The sequence below is a fragment of the Rahnella sp. CG8 genome, assembly GCF_023701875.1.
Classification (GTDB): Bacteria; Pseudomonadota; Gammaproteobacteria; order Enterobacterales; family Enterobacteriaceae; genus Rahnella; species Rahnella aceris.
The window spans coordinates 36,298-55,137 of sequence record NZ_JABAED010000014.1 but is presented as its reverse complement, the minus strand read 5'-3'; the positions used below and the strand labels follow the sequence as shown (position 1 = coordinate 55,137).

Genomic DNA, 18,840 nt, shown 5'->3' with positions numbered 1-18,840 from the left:
AGCTGCGGGCGCTTTTCTTTTACCTCATCTTTCAGTTTTTACGGCTGAACAGACGTAGCAAGAGTGCCGCACCGGCCGCAATCGTTGCCAGCGCCACCACACCCGTCCAGCCACCGGTTGCCAGCGCTTTACTGCCCAGCGCCGCACCGGCTGACATGCCGATAAACACCACGGTGAACAGCAGGGCATTCAGTCTGCCGCGTGCCGCTGGTTCAAGGCCATACACCAGCGTCTGATGTGCCACCAGCGTGGCCTGAATACCTAAGTCAAAACCGATGGCGCTCAGCACAATCAGCGCCAGCTGAGCGTGCGGTGACAACAGCGGTAACAGGAACATCGCCGCAAAAGAAATCATCACCAGTGCTGAACCCATTTGCGTGACCCGCGCCGGGCCTTTCTTATCGGCTAACGCACCGGCCAGCGGCGCAGCTAATGCCCCTGCTGCACCCGCCAGACCAAATGCCCCGGCCACCGCGCTGCCCAGATGGAACTGTTCGTTAAGCATAATCGCCAGCGTTGACCAGAAGGCACTGAACGCGACGGACAGCAAACCCTGAGCCAGTGCGGCATGACGCAGTGTTTTATAGTTTTTCCACAAGCCAAACATCGAGTGCAGCAGACCGGCATAACTGATACGCGTATCCGGTTTGAAACGCGGCAATACCCGCCAGAGCGCAACGCCAATCAGCGCGACGCTCAGTGCCGCCAGCTGATACATCACCCGCCAGCCAAAATATTCGGCCACAAAACCACTGAGTACGCGGGAAAGCAAAATCCCGACCAGAAGACCAGTCATCACCGTGCCGACCGTTTTCCCCCGTTGTGCGGCTGGCGCCAGATGCGCCGAGGCGGGCACGATATCCTGCGCCATGGTGGCACCGATACCGGTGATCAGGCTGGCGACCAGCAAACCGTGAATGCCTGGCACAAAACCACACAGCAGCAATGCAGCGGCCAGTAAAATGCTTTTCAGCAGAATAATGGTGCGGCGGTCATGGCGGTCACCCAGCGGAATGAGAAACAGAATTCCCAATGCGTAACCGGCCTGTGTGAGCGTCGGAATCAGACCGACGGACGTGGTGCTGGCTTGCAGATTACCGCCCATAATGCCGAGCATCGGCTGGCTGTAGTAAATCGAGGCGACGCTTAACCCCGCACCGGCGGCCAGTGTAAAAATGATTTTGCCCGACAGGGCGGATCCCTCAACATGGGATGTGCTGGTAAGTTCTGACATAACGTGACCCCTGAATAATAAGTTTGTAGCCGTAAGTGCGTGGAATGCATTCTTCACCCGAATGGTTATAAGTGGTAGCCTGCAGAAAGGTAAAACTGTTATACGTGAGGCGTATGAATACACCCGTCACCAGCGGTATTGACCGTATCGACCTGATGCAAACTTTTGTGCGTATTGTGGAAAGCGGCAGTTTGTCTGCGGCTGCGGCGCAACTGAGCACCAGCCAGCCGACCGTCAGTCGCCGTTTGCAGTCACTCGAGCGCCTGCTGGGCGCGAAACTTATCCTGCGCACCACCCACGCGATGAAGCTCACCGACGACGGCCAGCGGTGTTATGAGCAGGCAAAATTATTACTCGAACGCTGGGTCTCGCTGGAAGATCAACTAAGCGGGGCGGGTGATGAACCGGTGGGGACCCTGCGGGTGCGTGCGCCGCATGCGTTCGGACAGGACCAGCTGATCGCGCCGCTGACCCGTTATTTACAGCGATACCCGAATCTTTCCGTCGACTGGATGCTGAATGACCGCACGCCGGACTTCATTTCTGAAGATATTGACTGCGCCATTCAGGTGGGGAATGTTGCCGATCCGTCGATGGTGGCCATTTTGCTGGCCGAGGTGCCACGTATTGTGGTGGCGACGCCGGAACTGCTGCGGCAGCATCCGGTTACCCGGGTCAGCGAACTGGCAAAATTACCCTGGATTTCTTTCAGCACGTATTACCGCAACGAATTTACGCTAAAACATGACAATGACGGCAGAATGGAAAGTTGCAACATTGCGCCGCGTATGGCGACTGACAGTTTATACGCCATGCGTAAGGCCGCGTTGTCGGGATTAGGGGCGGGCATTGTGTCTGCGTGGATCGTCAAAGAAGACATCGCCGAAGGACGTTTACAGCGCGTATTACCCGGCTGGAACGCCTTGCCGCTGCCGGTTTATCTGGTCTATCCGTATTCCAGTTATTATCCGGCGCGCCTGCGCAAATTCCTCGAAATGATGCGCGGCGTGATGCCTGAACTGGCCGAAATGCAGACACCCGGCGGGTAGAAACACTCGGTTATGTCGCGAAACTGAGAGACTTAGCGCTAAACTTAAAACAGATAACGAAGAAAAAGCGAGGAATGTCGTGGAAGTCATCAAGGGAAAAGAACTACAGGTTTCAGATGCCGTTTATGCTTTCCAGATGGACGGACAGGGCGGCGTGAACGATATCAGTCCGCTATGTGTCGCCAGTGAAGATAAACCCTGCTGGTTGCATCTTGATTACACGCTTCCTGCCAGCGAACAGTGGATCAACAGCACGCCGGTGTTACCGGATACCGTGCGCGAGGCACTGGCCGGGGACAGCGTCCGCCCGAAAGTTATGCGCGTAGGCGAGGGCACGCTGATCACCTTGCGCAGTATCAATCTTAATGCGGATGCGCGGCCCGATCAGCTGGTCACCATCCGCGTCTACCTCACCGATAAAATGATTGTCTCCACGCGGCACCGGAAAGTGTTTTCCATGGAAGAGATGATCGGGGATATGAAGCAAGGCAGCGGGCCGCGGAATACCGGACGCTGGCTGGTGGAAATTTGTGATGCGCTGACCGATCACACCAGTAATTTCATTGAAGATCTGCACGATAAAATTATCGATATTGAGGATGATTTGATGGAGCAGCAGGTGCCGGAGCGGGGTGCGATGGCGTTGCTGCGCAAACAGCTTATCGTTTTACGTCGCTATATGGCGCCGCAGCGCGATGTGTTCTCCCGCCTTGCCAGTGAACGCCTGCCGTGGATGAATGACGATGACCGCCGTCTGATGCAGGAAATTTCCGATCGGCTGGGGCGCGGACTGGATGATCTGGATGCCAGCATTGCGCGTACTGCCGTGCTCTCGGATGAAATCAGCTCACTGTTGGCCGATTCACTGAACCGCCGCACTTACACCATGTCGCTGCTGGCGATGGTCTTCCTGCCTGCGACGTTCCTGACCGGTCTGTTTGGTGTCAATCTGGGCGGTATTCCCGGCAATACCTCGCCGTTTGGTTTCGGGATTTTCTGTGCCTGTCTGCTGGCGCTGGGCGGTGGTGTCGCACTGTGGATGAAAAAAAGCCGGTGGCTGTAGAGCATTAACTGGCTGAAAAAAAGCCAAAAAAAAGCCGGTCATAAGACCGGCGTCGTTCGAATTAAATTGTGCTATGCATTAATTCTAAAAATTTGGAAATAAGACAATATGGAGCACAACGCCCATCGCTTGACGTTGCATTCACCTGCGGAATAGATACTGCACCGATTCAGCCATTCTAATGTTGATTTCGCTCAATCTTTTTTAAGGTTTCTCCCCTGCGGAAGGCCTGTACAGGCATTTTTGCTTGCCTGCCTTATTTTCGACATAACAGGAGATTGCTGTGCATACCCGGGAAATGATTCATCAGGCGTATGAAAATACGACCACTAAAACATCCGGCATCTGGAAAAACCACCGCGACACGGGCGAAATCCGCACTGAGCCTTTTTATCACCCGACGCGGCTTGCCATCACCAGCGGTCATCGCGCAGGCCCCCGGATGGCGGGGTTACTGGCAGACTTAGCCACCGCTGCGCAGGGGGATCCGCTGGCCGATGTGGCGCAGGTTAACGGCATGCATTTCACTTTTTTCGCCATCACGCAGGCGCTGTATGACCGCCCTGAAGACGCGGAAGGCCTCGCGGATCTGATCAGCATTTTTGAACAGTATTGCCGTGGCCATGTTATGCAGATCAGCGATTTGCGGCTGGTGGCTTTACCGGATCAGCTTCTGCTGGCGGGATTTCCGGACGCGGAAAGTTTGCTGGTGAGACAGGCGCTGGTTGAGCATCTGCTGAATACGCCGTGGGCAGCCAGGATCAGAGAGCGATTCCCCAACACGGAAATCCCGCAAGTCTTCTGGCACAGCACCTTGCTGCGTTACAGCGCGCAATATCTGCCTGAATCGCTGCGTGTCTGGTTCCATGAAAACCGGCAGAAAGACTTTGGCTCGCTTAGTTTGCCGGTGAACCTTGTCATGACTAATTACAACTGGACGGAGACGTTCACACTAGCCTGATAAACAAAAAGCCCGCATTGCGCGGGCTATAAGATTCACAGTGAACGCTGCGCGGGAGATTATTTAATTTCCAGCACGTTCAGACGCTCAACCGGCACCGCCGCTTCATCTTCATCCGGCTGCCAGCCAACAGGCTGCAGCGGAATATCTTCACGGTCAAACGCCAGATCTCCACCGTCGACTACGGCATCGCCATGACGGATCCCTTTAAAATCGAACAGATTCATGTCATTGAGATGCGAAGGCACCACATTTTGCATCGCGCTGAACATGGTCTCAATGCGGCCAGGATATTTTTTATCCCAGTCTTTCAGCATGTCGCCGATAACCTGACGTTGCAGGTTTGGCTGCGAGCCGCACAGGTTACAAGGGATAATCGGGTATTCGCGCGCAATCGCAAAACGTTCGATATCTTTCTCGCGGCAGTATGCCAGCGGACGGATCACGATGTGTTTACCGTCGTCGCTCATCAGTTTTGGTGGCATTCCTTTCAGCTTGCCGCCGTAGAACATGTTGAGGAACAAGGTTTGCAGAATGTCATCGCGGTGATGGCCGAGGGCAATCTTGGTACAACCCAGTTCCGTCGCGGTGCGGTACAAAATCCCGCGGCGCAGACGTGAACACAGGGAACAGGTCGTTTTGCCTTCCGGGATTTTATCTTTGACGATGGAATAGGTGTCTTCGGTGACAATCTTATATTCCACACCCAGCGCGTCTAAATACTCAGGCAGGATGTGTGCCGGAAACCCCGGTTGTTTCTGGTCAAGATTGACCGCCACCAGTGAAAAATTCACCGGCGCGCTTTGTTGCAGGTTGCGCAAAATTTCGAGCATGGTGTAGCTGTCTTTTCCGCCGGAAAGACAAACCATAATGCGATCACCTTCTTCGATCATACCGAAGTCAGCAATTGCTTTCCCAACGTCACGGCGCAGGCGCTTTTGTAACTTGTTGAGGTTGTACTGCTCTTTTTTATTAACTAATTGATTATCTGACATTTTTTGATGTTCGATTCGTCTGGTGGCGCAGCAGGGGGAAAACCTGCAACGCGAGTTTCTTGTTCAGCATACCGGTCGGGTCGCTTTCATGCTCCAACAGCCGATGATAAAAGGCGGGTTTGTTCCCGCAGTCAGCATCCGGCATGCGTTCGTGTGGCGCGTATGATACGGATTACGCCGTGAAATGTCAGCGCGTTTTATAGCAGCATTCCGGCATGCTCCGCTTGGGGAAAGGGAGTTGCAGGTCTGGAAGAAGAGGCGACCCTTATTTTCGGTGTCATAACGACAAATAAACTTTCAGATGTTCATGAGTACTTTCGGTCATCTCCGGCCAAGAATCGGCAAATTTTTTCAGGCAACAGTTTAGGTTATTTTACCTGTCCGCAGAGGGGAAGCGGGGCTGTTTAAGGGATTTTGTGCCTTGAATGACACACCTGTGATGAAGGTACGGGGCAAATACAGATGTTTCTCAATGAACAAGCTGAAATGCTAACTATGCTTACTAAACGCATTGTTAAATCAGAATCACTTTCAGGAGAGAAGTATGAACAGGAAAAACCTTATTGCCGCGTCACTTGCCGCTGTATCCATTCTTTTTGTCGCAGGTTGCGCGTCTAATCAGGCGATTAAAACTACGGACGGGAAAACCATCGTCACAGACGGTAAACCTCAGGTAGATGACGATACCGGTCTGGTGTCTTATAAAAATGCCGAGACGGGTAAAACCGAGCAGATCAATCGCGACCAGGTTAAAAATATGAGTGAACTGGATAACTGATTTATCCGGAAATTCTGACAAAGGAGAGAATGATGAACAGGAATTTATTGCCTCAAAAAATGCTTTTGCCTTTAGCCGCTATCCTGTGTGTCGCAGCGCTGTCTGGCTGTACCCGCACGAGTTATGCGATTCAGACCAATGATGCGCGAACCATCATCAGCGACGGTAAACCGAAAGAAGCAGATTCCGGTCTGCTGGAATATACCGACGCCAATGGTGTGAAACAGCAAATCAGCAAAACTGAAGTGAAACAGGTAACAGAACTTCCGAAGTAAATCCGGTGCGTAATCTTTTTTTGTCTGATATTAAAACCCGCTGCTAAAGCGGGTTTTTTATGAACGGATTACCGCAAACCGTTGCCCAAATCTCTGCATTGGTTTTCTCATTGCCCCTATCTTTGCGACGTCACCACATTGCGTTTTAATGCTTTTTTGGCCAGTGCGGCTTTCATGCCTTTTTCTGCGCTGCGGTGCAATATCCAGCCGAACAGCAGAACTGACAGGGCGCACAGCAGGAACAGGAGCCGTCCCCACAACGGATTCGGCACCAGCACCATCAGCAGCAACCCCGCGCCCATGTACATCGAAATACGGCCGATTTTATCGCGCTGCAGGCGGTCGAACTCATCTTGTTCATGGTCGGCATAGACGGGTGTCTCCATGTCAGAAAAGAACTGCTGGCGCTGAGTTTCCCGCACCGTATCGGACTCGCGATAGAACAGAGTGGTCAGGCAGAAGAACCCGCCGGTAAACACCAGGTGCGCAAAGATATTCCACATGATCGCCACATCCAGCAGTTCACGTGCCGTCAGGGTGATCCCCAGCAGACGGGCGACATCCGGCGCGGTGAACAGGTTCGCCACCACATAAGACACGCATAATCCGAATAATACGGTGACCCATGCCGCCCAGTCCGGCGTTTTACGGATAAACACACCGAGGAACAGCGGCACCACAATCGGTGCCTGCATCAGCGTGCCGACTTTCATCATCAGGTCGAACAGGCTGACTGTCTGCATGGTGTGCATGTATTGCGCCACCAGAATGACCAGTACGCCATTCACCACGCAGGCAATCTGGCCGACGCGCAACTGATATTTGTCGCTGCGTTCACTGTTGCGGTTAATGACCGGCGTCCAGAAGCTGCGTACAAAAATCCCGGAATTACGGTTCAGTGCGCAATCCATAGAAGACATGGTGGCGGCGAACAGTCCGGCCATCAGCAGGCCGACGGTGCCCACCGGCATGGCGCGTTCTGCAAAAATCAGATACACCGCATCGGTCGCGTTTTTGCCCAGTTCCGGATGCGCGGTTGCCGCGTCAGGATAAAGGATCGCCACCGCCCACGGCGGAATGAACCAGATAATCGTACCGACCAGCATCAGCACTAACGCGAACAATGCCGCCTTTTTGGCATTGAAACTGTCTTTGGCATTCAGGAAGCGGTAGGAATCCTGCAGATTGTTGATGCTCTGCACATTCTTGATAAAGAAGAACAGGAAACAGGCCACCAGCAGGGAAATATAATGCGGGCCAACGTCAGGGCCGGTAATGAAGCCGGAAGGAAACTCCGTCACCAGTTTCACCGGGCCGCCGACTTTAAATAACGCCACCACTGCGCAGGCAATGGAAATAATCGCCACCACCAGCGTCTGCACAAAATCACTGGCGACCACGCCCCACGCCCCACTCAGCAGCGAAATCACCAGCACCACGATGCCCGTCACCCATAGCGTCAGAGTGATGTCGTGCCGGAATACCGCGCTGGCAAACACCGCCAGGCTGTTCAGCCATACGCCGGCGCTGAGAATGCTCAGCGGAATGATCATCCAGGTGAAAAACTGTTCGTTACCTTTGCCGAAGCGATGGTTGATTGCCTCGGTTGCGGTATCAACACGCAACTGGCGGAAGCGGGCGGCAAACCACCACCAGGCGATCAGATAGCCGAACACGTTACCGGCAAACACGCTGACGACATTGAAACCGTAGCGGTAAGCCTGACCGGCCGCACCGGTAAATGTCCAGGCGCTGAACTGGATCATAAAGGCGGTCGCGCCGACCATCCACCAGAGCATTCGCCCGCCGCCGCGGAAATAGTGGCTCGAGGAGCCGGACGCCATTTTTTTGAAGGCATAACTGATGGCAATCATTAAGACGAAGTAACCGATCATGACCAGAACGTTGATATCCATTGTCGTTACTCTCTTGTTTGTAGGGTGAGATGTTTTTTGGTTATGTATTGAGCAAGCGTAGAAGAGGGAATTGAAATTAAAAGTCGGACAAATAAGAAATGCTTAGTTTGTTATCAAATTGTGATTCTGGTCACTTGTTTGGCCTAATATCGGCTTTTAAGTCAATTCTGGCTGGCGAAAATGAAGGTTCATTGCTTTATTAGTATGACTAAAGCGTGAAATCTCAACGGGGAAATGGCGCGGAGCCGGGAGAATACATGACGTTAATGCTGTGCAGTAATGGAAAAGGAGTGACGGCCAGCCTGGTGCTGTTGCTGACGCTGATGACGGGTTCTGCCGGAGCACTGGCTGCGGAACCGGCATTTTTGAATACGGCGCAAATGTCTGTTGTCCGCCAGCAACTGCACGATCACCGTGCGGCACCGCAAACGGCGGAGGCGTATCAGCACTTGCTGGCCGCGGCGGATTCCGCCCTGAACAAGCCTGAGCTGAGCGTGACCGACAAAGGCATGACGCCGCCGGGAGGCTCGAAGCATGATTATCTCAGCCTGAGTGCGTACTGGTGGCCGGACGACAGCACACCCGACGGACTGCCGTGGGTGCGCAAGGACGGTCATGTGAATCCCGCCAGTAAAAACGACCAGAGTGATGGCGTGCGGCTGGCCGATTTTACCGCACGGGTGCAGAACCTGACGCTGGCGTGGTATTTCTCCGGCGAACAGAAATACGCCGATAAAGCCGCCAGCCTGCTGCGCACCTGGTTTATCAACCCGGAAACGCGCATGAACCCGAATCTGAATTATGCGCAGGGCGTGCCGGGCATTTCGCCGGGACGTAACGCCGGTGTGCTGGATGGCCGCTATTTCTCCACCCGAATTGTCGATTCGTTAGTGCTGTTGCGCGGAAATCCGGCCTGGACAGATAACGACGAACAGCAAATGCGGGCGTGGATGCAGGATTATCTGCAGTGGTTGCAGGGCAGTAAAATCGCGAAAAAAGAAGGGCGAACGGAGAACAATCACGGTAACTGGTATGTGACACAAGTCTCCGGTATTGCCTGGTATCTGGGCGATAAAGCGCTGACTGGCGACATGGCGAAGCTGATGAAAAGCAAGCTGGATGTGCAACTCAAACCCGATGGCACGCAGCCTGCCGAGCTGGCGCGCACGCGTTCGTTTCATTACAGCTACTTCAATTTGCAGGCAATCAGCATGATGGCGGTGCTGGCGCAGAAAAACGGCATTGACCTCTGGCATTACAAAACACCACAAGGCGGCAGCGTGCTGACCTCGCTGGATTTCATGGCGCGCTTTACCGATCCGTCAGTGCCCTGGCCATACAAGTCACTGGATCAGATCCGTGTGCGTCCGGTGCCGTTGCTGTCCTGGGCGGATAACGCTACGGGTGAAAACCGTTACGAACAATACATCCGCAGCGCGAAATTCACCTTGCCGCCAGCGGTGAAACCGGCTTCCGGCGGATACCACGAAGACCTGACCCGTGGCGCGGTGATGGAGGCTGAACGCGAAACCTGGCTGCTGTCATTGCCATCGTTTGCGGCAGGATATGTCGCGCCACAGCCTCAGGAGATGCATAAATGAATCACTGGCAGCCGTTGCAGATAAGCGCGGGCGAAGCGGATGAACTGCGCGGACAGATTAATGCAGATTCTCCTTTGGGTGCGGCGCTGCGTGCGCAAATCACCACGCTGGAAAACATGCTCGTGCAGCCGCTGACGATTCCCGGTCACGGCGAGGCCGGTGGCCCTGAGCATACGCAGCACAAGCAAAACTATCTGGGAATCAATCTGGCGGGGCGTTTAGCGCTGATCACCGGTGAGCCACGTTATGGCGATTACGCGCTGGCGCTGCTGACCGGTTACGCCGACATTTATCCCTCGCTGGGCAGCGCGACCAGCAAAGACAGTAATGCGCCCGGTCGTTTGTTCCATCAGACCCTGAATGAAAATATGTTCTGGCTGTACGCCGTCGAAGGCTACCACTGTGTGATGCCATCGCTTAGCGCGGCTCAGCGGGAACATATCGAAACTAACCTGTTTCAGGTGATGGCAGATGATGCGCTGAACCGGCATAGCCGTGATTTCGATATCGTGCATAACCACGGTATCTGGTCGGTGGCCGCAGCGGCGATCAGCGGTTATGTGCTGGGCGATGCATCGCTGGTAGAAAAAGCCTTATATGGCCTGAAAGGCGACAGTGAAAGTGGTGGATTCTTTGCCCAGCTCAGCCAGCTTTTTTCGCCGGACGGTTATTATATCGAAGGGCCGTATTACCACCGCTTTGCGTTGCGCCCGTTGTTACTGCTGGCGGAGGCCATTGAACGGCGTCAGCCGGATTTACAGATTTATCAGTTCCGTGAGCAGATTATCCGTAAAACCTGTGAAGCCCTGATGCAGACCGCATTCCCCGACGGCGTCTGGCCTGCGCTGAATGATTCCTCTAAAACCATCAATATCCGTGATGACGGCGCGGTGATCGCCGCCAGCGTCTGCTATTCCCGCTATGGCCACAATCCGCAGTGGATTGCTGTCGCACAACAACAGCAAACGGTGTGGGTGAGTGCGGCCGCGCTGAAACTCTCTGCTGCCCTGAAAAAAGCCCCGGCAACGCCCGTGGACTGGGGCAGCGCAGAACTGCGCGATGGTCCGCAAGGCACGCAGGGCGGCATCGGGATTTTACGCAGTGACGCAGAAAATCAGGACATGGCGCTGATGTGGTACGGCCAGCACGGCAGCATTCCCCGCCTGCATTCGGCGCTCAATCACGGCCACTTTGACGGCCTGCATCTTAGCCTGTTCAGCGGCGGACGCGAGTTCCTGCGTGATTACGGCTTTGGCCGCTGGGTCAACGTCGAGCCTAAATTCGGTGGCCGCTATATTCCTGAAAACAATAGTTACTGCAAGCAGACCGTCGCGCACAACACCGTGGTGGTTGACGGGCAAAGCCAGAATGGCGGCAACAGCCTTGAAGCCGAAACACGCTGGGGCGAACCGCATTTCTTCGTCACGGGTAATCCGGCCTGTCAGGGGATGAGTGCGCGGCTTAATGATTATTATCCGGGGGTGAACCAGCAACGAACGGTGCTGATGCTGAGCCTGCCGGAACTGTCTTCGCCGCTGATCGTCGATGTGTTCCGGCTTACCAGCCATGAGCCGCATCAGTACGATTATTGCCTGCATCATCTCGGTCAGTTTGTCCGCACTGATGCCGCTCTTGATGCTGCCAGCCAGCTGACGCCACTCGGCGAAGATCACGGCTATCAGCATTTATGGGATTGCGCGAGGTCTGATATTGCGGCGGGAGATTCGGCCTTATTCAGCTGGCTTGACGGCGACAGTTACCGCACCCTGGTCAGCGCCTTTCCCGACGGTGGCGAACTGATTGTCGCCCGCACCGGGGCCAGCGATCCGAATTTTAACCTGCGTAATGAACCCGCTTTACTGCTGCGAACCCGGGGGACAAACGCCATTTTCGCCAGCGTGTTTGAAACCCACGGCTATTTTGATGAAGCCAGCGAAACGTCCCTTGACGCGCGCGGCAAGGTTGAACGCGTCAGCGTGGTCAGCCATGACGACGTGCAAACCGAACTGAATATTTACTTTGCCGCCAACCGGACACTGAACGTCCGCATCAGCAACCGCACCGCACCGGCTGCGGAAGATGCGTTCAGCGTGGCGTGGCAATCCGTTTCACCTCTGAACATCCCTGAATCATAAAGGAGTCACTATGTTTAACGATTTGAAAGGTCAGCGTGTTTTGATCACCGGTTCAACCAAAGGTATCGGGCTGGCGGCGGCGCAGGCATTTGCCGCAGCGGGCGCAAAAGTCGGGATTAACGGCCATCGTCATGATGCCAGCCTGGACAAACTGGCGGCTGATATCGCTAAGAACGGCGGCGAAGTGGCCTATTTTGGTGCGGATGTGACGAAGTCGGCCGAGTGCGAAGCGCTGGTGGCGAGTTTTGTCGAACGCTTTGGTGGCATTGATGTGCTGATTAATAACGCGGGCGGCCTGGGCGGACGTCAGGGGCTGGAAAGCATTGACGATGATTTTTATGACCATGTGATGGATCTCAATGCCCGTTCGGCGCTGATGGTCACAAAATTTGCTATTCCGCATCTGCGTCACGCGGCGAAACAAAGCGGCAAAACCACATCGGTGATCAGCACCGGTTCGATTGCCGGACGCGAAGGCGGCGGGCCGGGTGCCAGTCTCTACGCCGCTTCAAAGGCCTGGCTGCACAATGTGCACCGCAACTGGGTGAAAGAATTCACCCGGGACAATATCCGCTTTAACGTGATCGCGCCCGGCACCATCGACACCGTTTTTCACGCGGATAAGAGCGCAGAAGTGCGCGAAAAAATCGCCGGCTCCATCGCCATGGGTCGTTTCGGCACCGCTGAAGAACTGGCGCCGTCTTACCTGTTTTTCGCCTCGCACGCCTGCAGTGGTTACATCACCGGCCAGATTCTGGATGTGAATGGCGGCCAGATGGCGCCGTAGCGCACAGTTCGGGTGTTTCAGTGTGGCGGGGGCATGCAGCGCGCCGCCACCTGAACTATGATGTCGGCAATCTGCACAGGAAAAAGGGAAGAGCATGACGATGCAGTTTGAAACCGCCGCAGGCATGACCCGTGGCCTGAATACCCATATCGCCCGCGACATCGCCCGCAAAATTCTTTCGGGCGAACTGGCGTCAGGCGCGATACTGCCGAGTGAAATCGAGCTGGGCGAACAGTTTGGCGTCAGCCGTACTGCGTTGCGTGAAGCGCTGAAACTGCTGACCTCCAAGGGATTACTGGAGTCGCGGCCAAAAATCGGCACCCGCGTGAAAGAGCGTCCGCAATGGAACATGCTGGATCCGCAGTTGCTGGAGTGGATGCAGGGCATGGAAGCGACGGAAGATATTTACCACCAGTTTCTGGAATTTCGCAAAGCGATTGAACCGCACGCCACCGCGCTGGCGGCGGTGAACGCCAGTAAAGAGCAACGCATTGAACTCTCAAGAATTTATCGCCAGATGTGTCACGTAGCCGAAAACTTCGATGCACAACATTGGGTCGATATCGATACGCAGTTCCACCGGATGATTTTCATTTCCTCCGGAAACTGTTTTTACGTGCCGTTCGGCAACGTGCTGACCACCATTTTCAAATGGTTCTTTGAGTATTCCTCAAAAGAAGGGGGCATGTGCCTCAGTGAACATAAACGTATTTACGAAGCGATTATGGCCGGTGACGAAGGTGCGGCATTTTCTGCCTCGCTGAGTCTGATGAAAGGGCATAAGCACCGGTTGCATCAGACATAACATTCAGCAAAACCGTTTCATGCCGTTCCTCCCGATGCGCAGATCTCTCTGCGCATTTTTTATGTCTGATGATCCTCAAATGAGCTCACTGATACAAAAATGAAACAAACGTCACGGGCGGTTACGCCCCAGTGCCAGTGGGTTATATAGACTTGTCATAATTATTACGGTCTAATCATTTTATCAGGACATAACATTTTATGGCGCAGAGTGATTAACGATATTTATTTTAGTTATTAACCCGGTGAATATATGAAAATACTCAAGGTCAGTGATTTCTTTCTCTCGGAACATCATGCTTTCAGTTTATTCGATATGAATCGCCAGTCGATGGAAGATGTACACGGGCATGAGTTTGATGAGCTGGTTATTGTCCGCAACGGCAGCGGGTTTCATATAATCAACGACCAGGCGGAATTTATTCATAAAGGCGATTTTTTCATCGTCAGCGCTCATGATGTCCATTGTTATGAATCCACCAATAAGCTGTCAATTACTAATATTTTGCTCCATAAAGAGCGCCCGTTTTATTTTCTCAATAATATTGGACAACTGACTGCGGGGATCAAAGATTATACTGCCTCGATAAAAAAGCGGCGTGCAGGATTAACGGACGAGGAACTGACGAAAGTTATTGAGCTGACCGATAAAATCACCCGACAAAGTGATGCCTGTTACGACAACGCCTACTTTGCCACAGCAGAGTCTTATTTATTTTCGATGATGGTCATCCTGTACCAGTGTGCGACCCGCAAGGAATGCCGGGCCAGCCCGACAGATTCCGGCAAGCGACATCTGCTGAATTATTTACGCGAGAATTACACATGCAGCATCAACTGGGATTATTTATGTGAAGAAAGTGGTGTGGCAAAAAGAACGATGTTCAGATTTATAAAAGAGATGACAGGATTTACACCTGAAAAATTTCAGCAGCGTTACCGTCTGTTAAAAACACAGGAATTATTGCGTACCTCAGATTTAACTGTCGGGAAAATAGCCACCGTGTGCGGTTTTTCCACCCCATCACGTCTGACGGAAGCCTATAAAAAAGAGTTTCACAGAACACCCTCTCAGGAGCGAATGAGAGTCAGTAACAGTGTGATTAAAACACGCTATTAAAAACAAAATTCAATAATAAGAATTAATAATATAAAACCATAACAACACTAAGAATTAAGGATAGCTCACGGACTTTTTTATTCACCATTACCTCTGAAGGACATTATTATGTCAACCACTAAACAACCTAATCCCTGGTACGTCGGGGTGGTTTCCGGCATGGCGTCATATATTGATTCAGCCGCGATTGTTTCAAACGGAACGGCCCTGGTTATTTATCAGAAAACGATAGGGACAACATCAGCTCAGATAGGCATACTTTCTGGCATATTAACCCTGAGTATTGCACTGGGTGCATTTCTGGGCGGCAGACTGGGGGATTGTTATGGCCGACGAAAAGTGTTTATTGTCACCATGGCAATGATCATTATCGGTACGCTGCTGCTGGCATTCGGCAATACCTTTCCGGTGCTGCTGACTGGCACATTGTTGGTCGGGTTAGCTACCGGTGCAGACTTACCGGTATCACTGGCGACCATTGCTGAAGCGGCGACGGATAAAAATCGCGGGAAAATTATCGGATTGTCGAATCTGCTGTGGTTTTTGGGGATTGGCACCACGATGGCAATTTCTGCCATGGTGGGCGACTGGGGAAGGCCCGGTGCGCAGATTATGTATCTGCATGTCTGCGTGGTGGCCGTCGTTCTGCTGGCGTTGCGCTGTACGATCCCGGAGTCGCCTTTATGGCTGATTGCCCGAAACGAACGGCGTGCAGGCATTGTCACGGTGCGTGCGCAGAAAGCGTCGTTTAAAGATCTTATCCACGGGAAATATCTGTGGCCGTTTATTGCGTTGTGTCTGTTCTATACTTTTACCAATCTTGCAGCGAATACCGGCGGTCAGTTTGGGACTTATATTGCAGTTAACGTAGTGGGTATTTCCGTCGGGCAACACTCGCTGTGGAACCTGCTGACCATGCCGGTCGGGGTATTTGCCGGGATCATGTTTATGCGCTTTGTCGATACACCGAAACGTATCCCCGCGTTTATTATGGGGGCATTTTGTTTTGCGGGAGGATTCTTCCTGCCGGTAGTATTTAACTTTTCACCCGTATCTTGGTTCTGTTGTTTATTCTTTACCGCGATAGGCAGCGGTCTGGCCTTCGAAGGGATAATGAAAGTCTGGTCGCAGGAATCCTTCCCGACCATGCTCCGGTCTACAGCACAAGGTATTATTGTCGCTATTTCCCGGTTGTTATGCGGTGTGCTGGCATTCATTACGCCACTGCTGCTTGATGCCGGTCCGCTGGTATTGTATTTCATCTTATCCTCTACGGTGGCTTCCGGTTTATTGATCGGCTGGATCTGTTTCCACGGCAAGCAAAGGAATGAATTTAACAGCGAAGCCGGTACGGTTATTAAAGAACCGGCAACACAATATCCGGCATCCGCTATAAAGCAAATCTAGTTGTTTAGTTTACCGCTCAGACAACATTACATGAGGAGTAAGGCATTATGCTCGCAGTGATCAGACTTACAGTAAATCAGGAATCTGCATTGCACGGTGTGCAGGAACTGCCTGTATTAGGCTGGGAAATTGAAAGCCATAACAGAAATGTCCGGCAAACTGCTTACCGGATCCAGATCAGCCAGGATCAGAATTTTGATAATATCCTGCTTCGCGGCGAATGGCAGGAAAGCGAATGTTCAAATAATGTTTCCCTGACGGAATTAATGCTCACATCCTCGCAGCATTATTTTATCCGTGTACAGATACGTGATAATTATGGCGAAACCAGTGCCTGGAGTTCACCTGCGGAGATGATTTCCGGCGTGCTGTATAGCCATGAATGGCTGGCTGATTTTATTACCGCCGAAACGTCGGCAGATAAAGACAATTCCGGCGCAACATTATTGCGAAAACCTTTTGTTCTGAACCGTGCGGAAGATATTCAGTCTGCATTTATTCATGTCAGTGCACTCGGACTTTATGAATTACATCTCAACGGTCATAAAGTCGGAGAAGATGCCCTGACGCCAGGCTGGACGAGTTATCACCATCATTTACTTTATCAGACTTATGATGTGACGGGACATCTGGAAAAAGGCGAAAACGTTATTGGCGCTATTGTCGGTGCGGGCTGGTACAAAGGCGATATGGGCTTCAGCCGTCATCGCAATTATTATGGTGAACGGAGCGCGCTTATTTCCCAACTGGTCATAAATTATAACGATGGCTCGCATGAAATTGTGGTCAGCGATGAAAGCTGGAAAGGGCAGGATTCCGCCATTCTGTTTTCAGAAATCTATGACGGCGAAACTTACGATGCGCGCAGGGAAATCCCCGGCTGGTGCGTGAAAGGGTTCGCAGAGAAGGGATGGCGTCCGGTCAGTCTGGCGATGCATGAAAAATCCACACTGGTGGCGCAGGGAAGCAACAGGGTCAGGAAAATGGGAGAAATTAAGCCTGTTGCGCTGCTCACCACGCCGCAAGGCGACACAGTCATTGATTTTGGCCAGAATCTCAGTGGCTGGGTAGAGTTTACGGTCAGCGGCAAGGCGGGCGATAAAGTCGTGTTACGCCACTTTGAAGTGCTGGACGCAGAGGGCAATGTGTATCTCGATAATCTGCGTTCTGCCCGACAGCGCACTGAATATGTGCTCAAAGGTAAAGGGGCAGAAACCTGGCATCCGCACTTCACCTGGCAAGGTTTCCGCTTTGTGAAGGTTGAGGAATATCCGGCGCAGTTGGATCTGAATAACTTCACCGCCATTGTTTTGCATTCCGATATGGAGCAGACCGGGTCTTTCGCCTGTTCAAACCCGGATCTGAATCAGTTACACCACAATATTCTGTGGGGGCTGAAAGGTAACTTTGTCGACGTGCCGACGGACTGCCCGCAACGTGACGAGCGGCTTGGCTGGACGGGGGATGCGCAGATTTTTTGCCGTACGGCGAGTTATCTGATGCAAACCCGCAATTTCTTCGCCAAATGGCTGACCGATCTTCGTTATGACCAGACGGCTGAGGGCGGTGTGCCGCACGTTATTCCGGATATTCTGACCGGTTACTGTGGCCAGGACCGCCTGTTGTCTGAAGGCGGAACCCATTCTGCCTCGGCCTGGGCTGATGCCGCGGTGATCAACCCGTGGACAATGTACCTGATGTATGGCGATACCAACGTGCTGGAAAACCAGTATGCCAGCATGAAAGGCTGGATTGATTTCATGACCGCGCATGCGGAAAATTACATCTGGCATTACAAATTACAGTTTGGTGACTGGGTGGCGCTGGATGCCAAAGAGGGCAGTTATTTCGGTGCTACCCCAAACGACCTGACCTGCACGGCGTATTACGCTTATTCCACGCAATTGTTCGCCAAAGCCGCCAAAGCGCTGAATCGTACTGAAGACTATCAACATTACACTGCCTTGCATCAGGCGATTGTCCGTCGTTTTCAGGAGGAGTTCTTTACGCCATCGGGTCGTCTGGCGGCCAGAACGCAAACCGCGCATATTCTGGCACTGTACTTCAATCTGGTCCCTGACGAATTCCGCCAGCGCACCACCGATACGCTGGTTGAATTGCTCAACGAGCACGACGGGCATCTGGTGACCGGCTTCGTCGGCACGCCGTATTTCTGTCACGCACTCAGCCAGAATGGCCGTACTAAAGAAGCCTGGAATTTACTGCTGAAAGAGGATTTCCCTTCGTGGCTGTATCAGGTGAAAGCCGGTGCCACCACTGTCTGGGAACACTGGGACGGCATCAAACCGGACGGCAGCATGTGGAGCGCGGACATGAATTCCTTCAATCACTACGCTTACGGCGCGGTGGGGGAATGGCTCTACCGCGTGGCGGCAGGGATTGAAGCTGATGAGGAACAGCCCGGATTCAAACACGTCATCATCAAACCGCAGACCGGCGGCGGCCTGAGCTGGCTGGATACCCGTTATCAGTCAATCTATGGTGCGATTGGGGTACGCTGGGAAGTGAGTGATCAGCAGGTGATTCTTAAGGTCAGTATTCCGGCCAATACCACCGCCACACTTGTCCTGACGGACGGTCAAAGCTTGCAGGAAACGGATGGGATTGATTTTGTGCGCTGTGCTGACGGGTATACCGCTGAGGTGGGATCGGGGGAATATCGGGTGGAATACCGGTTAGTTTAGTGAGGTCGCT

At 52.9% G+C, this 18,840-nt stretch carries 15 protein-coding genes and 1 pseudogene; 12 read left to right on the top strand and 4 right to left on the bottom strand.

Going from position 1 to position 18,840, the window contains the following annotated elements; all coding sequences use genetic code 11:
* Positions 1 to 31: 31 nt before the first annotated feature.
* A complete protein-coding gene (locus tag HGO41_RS14530; protein WP_013575377.1) occupies positions 32 to 1,234 on the bottom strand; it encodes an MFS transporter in 1,203 nt (400 codons plus the stop codon).
* 113 nt (positions 1,235 to 1,347) lie between these two features.
* Here HGO41_RS14530 and HGO41_RS14525 point away from each other — a divergent pair, with 113 nt between their 5' ends.
* From HGO41_RS14525 to HGO41_RS14515, 3 genes are all read left to right on the top strand, one after another.
* A complete protein-coding gene (locus HGO41_RS14525; protein ID WP_013575378.1) occupies positions 1,348 to 2,283 on the top strand; it encodes a LysR family transcriptional regulator in 936 nt (311 codons plus the stop codon).
* A gap of 79 nt (positions 2,284 to 2,362) precedes the next feature.
* Complete coding sequence (gene zntB, locus HGO41_RS14520) at positions 2,363 to 3,346, top strand: zinc transporter ZntB (RefSeq protein WP_013575379.1); 984 nt, start codon at positions 2,363 to 2,365, stop codon at positions 3,344 to 3,346.
* 283 nt (positions 3,347 to 3,629) lie between these two features.
* Entirely contained in the window at positions 3,630 to 4,307 is a 678-nt protein-coding gene (locus HGO41_RS14515; protein WP_126124854.1) for a hypothetical protein, read from the top strand.
* A 59-nt stretch (positions 4,308 to 4,366) separates the two neighbouring features.
* On the opposite strand, the gene ttcA is transcribed toward HGO41_RS14515, so the two are convergent.
* Positions 4,367 to 5,302: a tRNA 2-thiocytidine(32) synthetase TtcA gene (gene ttcA / locus HGO41_RS14510; RefSeq protein WP_217243679.1), complete on the bottom strand. Its 936-nt coding sequence runs from the start codon at positions 5,300 to 5,302 to the stop codon at positions 4,367 to 4,369.
* Positions 5,303 to 5,407: 105 nt separating this feature from the next.
* A pseudogene (locus tag HGO41_RS14505) lies at positions 5,408 to 5,584 on the bottom strand (site-specific integrase); the annotation flags it as partial.
* A gap of 262 nt (positions 5,585 to 5,846) precedes the next feature.
* Here HGO41_RS14505 and HGO41_RS14500 point away from each other — a divergent pair.
* Together HGO41_RS14500 and HGO41_RS14495 are read left to right on the top strand one after the other, a co-directional pair.
* Entirely contained in the window at positions 5,847 to 6,080 is a 234-nt protein-coding gene (locus HGO41_RS14500; RefSeq protein WP_015689902.1) for a YgdI/YgdR family lipoprotein, read from the top strand.
* 32 nt (positions 6,081 to 6,112) lie between these two features.
* Complete coding sequence (locus tag HGO41_RS14495; protein WP_013575383.1) at positions 6,113 to 6,355, top strand: YgdI/YgdR family lipoprotein; 243 nt, start codon at positions 6,113 to 6,115, stop codon at positions 6,353 to 6,355.
* A 116-nt stretch (positions 6,356 to 6,471) separates the two neighbouring features.
* Here the strand turns inward: HGO41_RS14495 and HGO41_RS14490 are convergent, their stop codons facing one another.
* A complete protein-coding gene (locus HGO41_RS14490; RefSeq protein WP_013575384.1) occupies positions 6,472 to 8,271 on the bottom strand; it encodes a sodium:solute symporter family transporter in 1,800 nt (599 codons plus the stop codon).
* A gap of 257 nt (positions 8,272 to 8,528) precedes the next feature.
* Between HGO41_RS14490 and HGO41_RS14485 the strand changes: the two genes are divergently transcribed.
* The 7 genes from HGO41_RS14485 (at position 8,529) to HGO41_RS14455 (ending at position 18,830) form a co-directional block, all read left to right on the top strand.
* Positions 8,529 to 9,872 carry an alginate lyase family protein gene (locus HGO41_RS14485; protein ID WP_250981163.1) on the top strand — a complete coding sequence of 448 codons (1,344 nt, stop codon included), beginning with the start codon at positions 8,529 to 8,531 and terminating at the stop codon, positions 9,870 to 9,872.
* Positions 9,869 to 12,007, top strand: a complete 2,139-nt coding sequence (locus HGO41_RS14480) for a heparinase II/III domain-containing protein (protein ID WP_153375384.1) — start codon at positions 9,869 to 9,871, stop codon at positions 12,005 to 12,007. Before HGO41_RS14485 ends, HGO41_RS14480 begins: the two co-directional genes overlap by 4 nt.
* Before the next feature lie 10 nt (positions 12,008 to 12,017).
* On the top strand, positions 12,018 to 12,794 hold the full coding sequence (locus HGO41_RS14475; protein WP_013575387.1) for an SDR family NAD(P)-dependent oxidoreductase: 777 nt from the start codon (positions 12,018 to 12,020) through the stop codon (positions 12,792 to 12,794).
* A gap of 94 nt (positions 12,795 to 12,888) precedes the next feature.
* The gene (locus HGO41_RS14470; protein WP_013575388.1) at positions 12,889 to 13,599 is read left to right on the top strand and encodes a FadR/GntR family transcriptional regulator; all 711 of its coding nucleotides are present in this window, start codon (positions 12,889 to 12,891) and stop codon (positions 13,597 to 13,599) included.
* A gap of 252 nt (positions 13,600 to 13,851) precedes the next feature.
* Entirely contained in the window at positions 13,852 to 14,718 is an 867-nt protein-coding gene (locus HGO41_RS14465; RefSeq protein ID WP_112152472.1) for a helix-turn-helix domain-containing protein, read from the top strand.
* 108 nt (positions 14,719 to 14,826) lie between these two features.
* Entirely contained in the window at positions 14,827 to 16,125 is a 1,299-nt protein-coding gene (locus HGO41_RS14460) for an MFS transporter (RefSeq protein WP_037033933.1), read from the top strand.
* 47 nt (positions 16,126 to 16,172) lie between these two features.
* On the top strand, positions 16,173 to 18,830 hold the full coding sequence (locus HGO41_RS14455) for a family 78 glycoside hydrolase catalytic domain (RefSeq protein WP_250981162.1): 2,658 nt from the start codon (positions 16,173 to 16,175) through the stop codon (positions 18,828 to 18,830).
* The last annotated feature ends 10 nt before the right edge of the window (positions 18,831 to 18,840 follow it).